7 protein-coding genes are annotated in these 7,406 nt (G+C 39.8%); all 7 read right to left on the reverse strand.

What is annotated here, in order from left to right:
• Nucleotides 1-127 precede the first annotated feature (127 nt).
• The 7 genes from ACYSNU_RS10570 to ACYSNU_RS10600 all read right to left on the reverse strand — a co-directional run bounded on the left by ACYSNU_RS10570 (nucleotide 128) and on the right by ACYSNU_RS10600 (nucleotide 7,003).
• Entirely contained in the window at nucleotides 128-757 is a 630-nt protein-coding gene (locus tag ACYSNU_RS10570; RefSeq protein WP_461737179.1) for a DUF421 domain-containing protein, read from the reverse strand.
• 32 nt (nucleotides 758-789) lie between these two features.
• The gene (locus tag ACYSNU_RS10575; RefSeq protein ID WP_461737180.1) at nucleotides 790-1,233 is read right to left on the reverse strand and encodes a DUF3290 domain-containing protein; all 444 of its coding nucleotides are present in this window, start codon (nucleotides 1,231-1,233) and stop codon (nucleotides 790-792) included.
• A 116-nt stretch (nucleotides 1,234-1,349) separates the two neighbouring features.
• On the reverse strand, nucleotides 1,350-1,928 hold the full coding sequence (locus tag ACYSNU_RS10580) for a TetR/AcrR family transcriptional regulator (RefSeq protein WP_461737181.1): 579 nt from the start codon (nucleotides 1,926-1,928) through the stop codon (nucleotides 1,350-1,352).
• A 17-nt stretch (nucleotides 1,929-1,945) separates the two neighbouring features.
• Nucleotides 1,946-2,611, reverse strand: a complete 666-nt coding sequence (locus tag ACYSNU_RS10585; protein ID WP_461737182.1) for an ABC transporter ATP-binding protein — start codon at nucleotides 2,609-2,611, stop codon at nucleotides 1,946-1,948.
• A 649-nt stretch (nucleotides 2,612-3,260) separates the two neighbouring features.
• Entirely contained in the window at nucleotides 3,261-4,328 is a 1,068-nt protein-coding gene (locus ACYSNU_RS10590; protein ID WP_461737183.1) for an ABC transporter permease, read from the reverse strand.
• 331 nt (nucleotides 4,329-4,659) lie between these two features.
• Entirely contained in the window at nucleotides 4,660-5,526 is an 867-nt protein-coding gene (locus ACYSNU_RS10595) for a phytoene/squalene synthase family protein (protein ID WP_461737184.1), read from the reverse strand.
• Entirely contained in the window at nucleotides 5,510-7,003 is a 1,494-nt protein-coding gene (locus ACYSNU_RS10600) for a phytoene desaturase family protein (protein ID WP_461737185.1), read from the reverse strand. The genes ACYSNU_RS10595 and ACYSNU_RS10600 overlap by 17 nt, the downstream gene beginning before the upstream one ends.
• Nucleotides 7,004-7,406: the final 403 nt, after the last annotated feature.

Raw genomic sequence — 7,406 nt, forward strand, 5'->3', positions numbered from 1 at the left:
AACGATTTTGTCACTATAATTTTTTCTTTCAGTTCAATTGCTGAAATTTCTGTTTTCAAAAATTTTATCTCAGTCTTCAATCAAAAAAATTTGGACGCCGCTTATTGAGATTGAGCCCTTGCCAAAGCTAATATTCATAAAGCTTTAACTGTCCAGAGACATATTCCCCCAAATAAATTTGGTCAATGCTTTTTCCGGCAAGTTCGCTGACTTCTTTTGCCAGCCAGTCGCTATCTTTGCCAATGATTTCCAAAACATCTAAATTGATTTGACCATCGGCGATAATCGGGTACTTGGCGTTGGGGTCGCCTTGTTCAATCACAGTCAACTGCCCATTTTGTTCTAAAATAGCCCGCTTAATCTTGCTGATTTGATAAACGCCATCATTGCGCAGCTTAAACATTAAGTCATTGGCAGAAATTCCGTGGCGCAAACAGGCTTCGACATCAATTGTGCCATTCGTAATTACAATAGTCGGACGGCCATCGACAAAATTTTTAATGTAGCGATTATGCTCTTTGCCGAATTTCAAACTTAACACTAGCGTTGTCCAGACTACCAGCACCAGCACGAATTGTAAAATCGTGATTTGGTCGTTGTAAATCACGCCACCGATAATGCCCCCCAGCACATAATTTTGCACCTGATCGACGGCCGAAGCAGGCGCGAGATTGCCCTTGCCAAAAATATTTATTTGCAGGATTAAACAAATTAATCCCAAAGCCAATTTGATAATCACTGGACTAAAAATACTCATTGAATTCTCCTTTTAAAATATCGCACGCTTCTTTAATCAATCTTGGTAACTTCCGTATTCGTTAAATAGGTCGGCTCAATCCGAAATGAATTGCGGTCGGTGCTAAGCTCCACTACATAGTACTTATCAGCAATCGCCAAAACGAGCTGATCTTGCAGATTGGTACTGTTCACATACACGGCATCCTCTTCTTCCCCCAGCTGCTTGGCCGCCGATTTTATAAAGCTAACCATTTGGCTAGTATTCGCCGTTTGAGTTTCCGTTTGCACATATTGATTGTATTGCGTACCAGCCACAAACAGCAGACAGAGAAATAAAATCAAACTCAAGTCGCGATATTTAGTATTCAGCCGCGATTTCAAATAGCGGACAAAGACAATTAAGAAAAAAATCAGTACCGCAAAAATAATGCCGTACTTTATCAAGTTGCTGAGATTGCCTTGGCTCTCTAAATAATGAATTCCATAAAATGTCATCTGGTCATCCTCACTTTATCTTTAAGTGTACTGAAATTCGCCACTTTTGAACAATGAAACGAATCCTTTGCAGACAGCAAAAAACCAGCATCTTTAAACGCTGGTTCAAAAAGTCCTCAGCTCTCTTGGCTAACACCATGCAGGTACAAATCAATCAGCTGACTTGTGGCAATTGAGGCCTCCATCGGAGAACGCTTTTGATTGATATACGGCGCCAAAATTAAGAAAAAGTGGCGGGCTGCCAGTTTTGGCGAAACATTTGGCCGCAGCTCCTGTTGGTTGCGGACAAATAAATCTTCAAAGGGCTGCCGATAAAATTTATTCCAGAGGACAAACATTTCCCCTCTTATTTCTGGTGACATTTGTGTCTCCATATCATGAAGCATCATAAATAAATCAACAAAATGAGTGGCGATTAAGTATTCCGCCATCGCCGTCAATTTTTCCTGAAAATTCTGAGCCGGATTGTCAACAATCTCCCGTAGCGATACGCCAACGGTCTGTAATAATTTTTCAACAACCGCCCGATAAAGTGTTTCTTTATCCTTATAATAATGATAAAGATTCGGCTGAGTAATCCCTACCGATTTCGCAATTTCCCGCGTCGATGTTCCGAGGTAGCCTCTACTCATAAATAAGCGGTTGGCCTCAGTTAAAATTCGTTCTTGAGTATCTTTGTCATACCGATGAACCACTTAAATCGCCTCCTAACTTATTTGGCTTTTAACTGTCCATCCTTCATTATATAGACTTTATCACATTTATCAATCAACCGCGTGTCATGGGTCACCATAATTGTCGCTTTATTTTTCTCTTTGGTTTCCTTTGCTAAAATATCCACGACTTCAAACGCCCGCTCTGTATCCAGACTAGCGGTCGGCTCATCCGCCAAAATAATCGCCGGCTGATTGTATAAAGCGCGGGCAATCGCCACCCGCTGCCGCTCACCGCCGGATAATTCCTCCGGATATTTATTTTTCAATTCAATGATGCCCAATTGATCCAACAGCTGATCGCGAAATTCGCGATTTTGCTTATGATTCACTTGATCCACCAAAGAAAATTGCTTTTGGACAGTTAAAAATGGAACCAGATTTGACGCCTGTAAAATAAAGCCAATTTCTTTAAATCTAGTTTTGGCCCGTTTCTTTTCCGAAAGCTCGCTAAAGCTTTCTTCATTAATAAAAACTTCACCGTTTGTCGGCGTCTGCAAGCCACCAGCAATGGTCAAAAACGTGCTCTTGCCAGAACCAGAAGGCCCAATCACAGCCACCAGCTCCCCTTGATTAACAGAAAAATCCGTCTCTTTCAACGCCTCAATCGTCGCATCGCCATCTTTAAAATTTTTGGTGACGCCTTTAAATTGAATGGCTTCCATTGAAAATCCCTCCTACTTCGTATTATGGAAATAAATTTTTTCCAAAAATTTATTTTTAGCCTCATCCGTATATCATTCCGCTAAACATCTCTGGTGAGTAATTATTTTTTGAGAAAAAATAGATGATACCTTGTCGGCTTCTGCCAAAAGCGGAACTGAAATCCTGCTTCATATTTCGGGAATAAATTTTTTCCAAAAATTTAGTTTTAGCCTCATCCGTATGTCATTCCGCTAAACATCATTGTTCATGTTTTGTATTTTCATCAGAATAGATGACCTTTTTTTACTTCTGCCAAAAGCGGAACTGAAATCCTACTTCGTATTAATGTATTGAATTTCTTTTAGAAATTCAGTTTTATTTGCGAGTTCGACTTATCCAAAAAGAACCAAGTAGTCGAATCGTATGCGTGCTGAAAATCTTAGATTTCATTTCAGGAACTCCAAGGAGATCTTCCACTTTCGTCAGTAGCCTCATCCGTATGTCATTTTGTTTACATCGCCACACTTTCGCTGCTGGGGCTTCCTGTTTTCAACCGCAGCAGCGAAAGGGTAGCTGGTTTGCTGTGCTTTGCATTTCACACTTTATAGAATCATTTCTGTTTTAGCTGCTCTCCTGTTTAAAACTGCCAAGACAAAAAATGCAATCAATTTAACCAATAGCCCGCAACGGATCAATTTTAACAATCGTTCTGACTGAGAAAAAAGCTCCCAGTACAGCAATCACAATCATCAAAAGACTGATGCCGCCAAAGAACAGCCAATTACTTTCAAAAGGCACTGCCTCCGGTAAAACCAAAGCTGTGCCAACGGTTCCCAAGAGACCTAGAGCAACACCGATAACTGCTAAAAGAAAAGTTTGTGCCACCACTGAATTAGCAATGTAGCGTCCAGAAATCCCTTGTGCTTTCATCACGCCAAAAATGGTTATTTTTTGCATCGTCAGTACATAGATAAAAATACCAATAACAATCGCCGCAATCACAATTAAAAAGCCAATCATAAAGCCGAAGGTCAAAACCTGAGCACTATAGCCCGGCAAATCATTAATAAAATCTTTGATGGCAATTTTTTCTAAGCCCTCTGGAACATCGGTCAAATCATCTTTAAGGACAATTCCGTTAATCCGGGCTTGGCCTTCTGCTCCCTGCTGTTCAAAGCGGATTGCTTGATAGGCGCCTATGGTCGTATATAAAACGGGGGCAACACTAAACTTAGCATTGTCGGTGAAGCCAACAATTTTAAACTGCTGATCATTACCTGCCAATTGAATTTCATCACCAAGTTGAACCCCATATTGCTCTTTTAAACTGCTGTCGGCCACTGCCTCTTGATCGTTTGCAAACATTTCCCCTTCAATTAAATTCGGGGCTAAAAATTGCTCGGCGTCAATCCCAAAAAAGCTCGCATTAATTTTTTCATCGCTGTCACCGACTTTGGCAATCACACCAGCGGTTTGCGCTAAAACACCAATCTGTTCTTGATCTAATTCATCCGCCTCACTCAGGGGAATCATTGACATATTTAAATTTGAATTGGCATCCTCGGAAAGTAAAATGTACTCAGCATCCCACTTGTCGACAGCCGTTCGATTATCTTGGGCCAAGCCGTAAGCTAAACCGGTTAAAAAGAATACCAGATAGGCAATTAAAAACATCACCCCAACTACCAAGGCATAGCGCAGCTTTGAATGTAAAATTTCATTGATGGCTAAAAACATTGAATCCAGCTCCTAAAATTAAAAATTTATCAAGTGATAAATTTATTCTAACAGCTTCTGTTTTTTAGTGTTAATCAATTGTTCACAATTGAAGTTTTCAACTGGGCAATTGATGAAAACATTTTATAAAACCCTGCTGGAATAACACTCTCAAGGCTATTGAAGCAACAGTTCCGCTGTATTTCAAAATTTTTAGTAGACTTTTTATTTTTGAAGTAAATAAAAAGCAGCATCAGTCAATTAGACAATCAAATTTTAAACTGTCCCTTTTAAAAACTTCAGGCAATCCAACTTATTTGATTTCCGGCAGACTTCTGCTGCAGTTTGAAACTTAATACTCGACAATCTCTGTAACTTCTTGGTGAATTTTAGCCAGCAGTGACAACTTCCGCAGATGACTGACCTTTGGCTTTTCTGAAAAAACTTGATAGTGACTATTGCGCACGACCACCAAAATTTCCCGATAGTAATAGCTGGCCGCTAATAAAGCCGAACGGGCTTCTGGATTGATATTAGGCATCATTTTCAGGCTATCAACATATAATTTTTCAGCAATCGCCGCTTGGTCTTCCCAGACGGAAATTAATTCAGCTCCAATTATTTTAGCGGCTAACATTTCTTCTGTTAGACCATATCTTTTCATGACCGCCGCAGGTAAATAGATTCGACCATTTTCATAATCTTCGCCAATATCTCTTAAAATATTGGTAATCTGCAATGCTTCGCCAAGTTTTTTACCTTGAGGAATAATTTCCCGCCAATTATCTGAAAGAATCGGCAGCAGCATCAAACCAACTGAGCCAGCTACATTGTAAGCATATTGGGAAAGCTCGGCTTGTGTTTGCGGCTGTTTGAAATCGGCATCCTGTTTTTGCCCCGCCAACATATCATAAAATGCCTGAATATCCATATCATAATTTAGAAAAACCACAGAAAGCGCCCGCCACAAAGGACGGTCAGGGACCTTATTAGCTTCAAAGTCCTTTAGTTCCCCCTCCAAACGATAGAGGCCTTCAATATCATTATCCTCGTCGATTAAATCATCGGCTTCCCGACAAAAAGCATAAACCGCATAAATACTCCACGCCTGCTGTTCCGGCAATTGCGAAAAAGCCGCATAAAAAGTTTTGGAGGCCTTCTTAATTATTTCTTCACAGTACAGAAAATCTTTTTGGTGAATCTCAAATTGATGGATCATCTTTCATCAGCTCCTCTACTGCTAGTTTGGCGCTTTGCATCACAATCGGCACCCCTGCCCCGGGATGGGTGCTACTGCCACAAAAATATAAATTGTCTGCATAAGCAAATTTGTTATGGGGACGATAATAATTGCTTTGTTTCAAGGTTGGTTTCAAGCCAAAAGTAGCACCATTATAGGCGTTAAACTCTTTTTCAAAACGAACCGGCGTAAAATGTTCTTCAAAAACAATGTGTTCATCAATATCAGAAAAAATGGTTTCTTCCTTCATCTTGTTTAAAATCTGTTGACGATATTGGGCAACTTTTTCAGCAGACCAGTCGTCGTATTTAGATAATTCCGGTACCGGCACCAGCACATATACGGCCTCGTGACCAGCCGGCGCCAGACTCTCATCCATCTTAGTGGGAACATAAATATAAAAGGACGGGTCATCAGGAAACTCACCTGTTTCAAACAATTGGTCGACGTTTTTCTTAAAATCATCAGCAAAATAAATCGAATGCAGTGCCTCCACCGGATACTTTTTATCTACTCCCAGATAAAGCAAGAAACAAGAGCAAGAGTATTCCATCTGATCAATTTTACGATTGGTATATTTCCCTCGTTTTGTTTCATCGGGAATCAGCTGGGTCATCGCATAGGGAAAATCCGCCCCCACGACAACCGACGAGCTATAAATTTCCTCACCAGCCACGCGAATGCCCCGGGTTAAACCATCTTCAATCAAAATTTCTTCTACTTCTGTATTCAAATGTAGCTGGCCGCCTAATTCCAAAAACAATTTTTCCATACCTTTAGCAAAACCGTACATTCCGCCTTTAATAAAATAAACACCGTAAAAGAGCTCAATCATCGGAATAATCGTGTACAAAGATGGTCCTTGATAAGGGGAGACACCAATGTACAAGGTTTGAAATGCTAAGGCTTTTCTTAGGCGTTCATCCTCAACAAATTTTGAAATCGAAGAGTAGGCATCATTGAAGGTTTTCAGCTTCAAGCCAGCAATCAGCGACTTGGGATTATAAAAATCCCAAAAACTGCGGAAGGACTTGGTAATGAAAGCTTCTTTAGCAATTAAATATCTTTTATAAATATCGCTGAGAAATGCCATAAAGCCTTCAGCATCTGCCTCTGAGATTGACTCCAAAGTGGGCACCAGCTGACTCAAGTCAGAGGACAACGACAGCGGTTCATTTTTAGAAAAATACAAATGAAGCATCGGATCAACCTTTTCCATCGTAAAATAATCTTTTGGATCACGATTGCAAAAAGTAAACACCTCCTCGTAAATATCCTTCATCATGACAATTGTCGGCCCTACATCAAATTGAAAGCCATCTCGACTAATCTGATTCATCTTGCCGCCGATTTTGTCGTTCTTTTCATAAAGCTCAACTTCATAACCTAGATATTGCAACCGAATCGCTGCCGCAATCCCCGCAACTCCAGCACCAACCACGATAACCTTTTTCATTTTGACTCTCCTATTCTAAAAAAAACAATTTTTACTTTTTTATCACTTGATAAATTTTATTATAGAGGGGTTATTTATTAGAAGCAAAAGAACCGCTTCACTTTTCCAAAATTATTTTGTTCAGCTAGAAAAATTGTTTTAGCTTGGCAATATTTCCCATCCTAAAACCTTACAAACAAAGACTTTAGCCTGCCAAGCATAAATGATTGTCATTTTTTTCCAAAACAGCAAATAAATTGAGAATACAAAAAAAGCCTCAGCTAAATAGCTGAGGCCCAGACTGTAGACAAATAGACTTTTAGAAGTAAAATTCTTCTAAAAGCCTATTTTTTGTTTTACTCATTCAAATTTGGGCAAAAAAATAAAGGCCTTCTGCCTTTAACTTAGCCAGGTGGCTAATTTC

It is taken from the genome of Enterococcus sp. LJL120 (assembly GCF_054871765.1).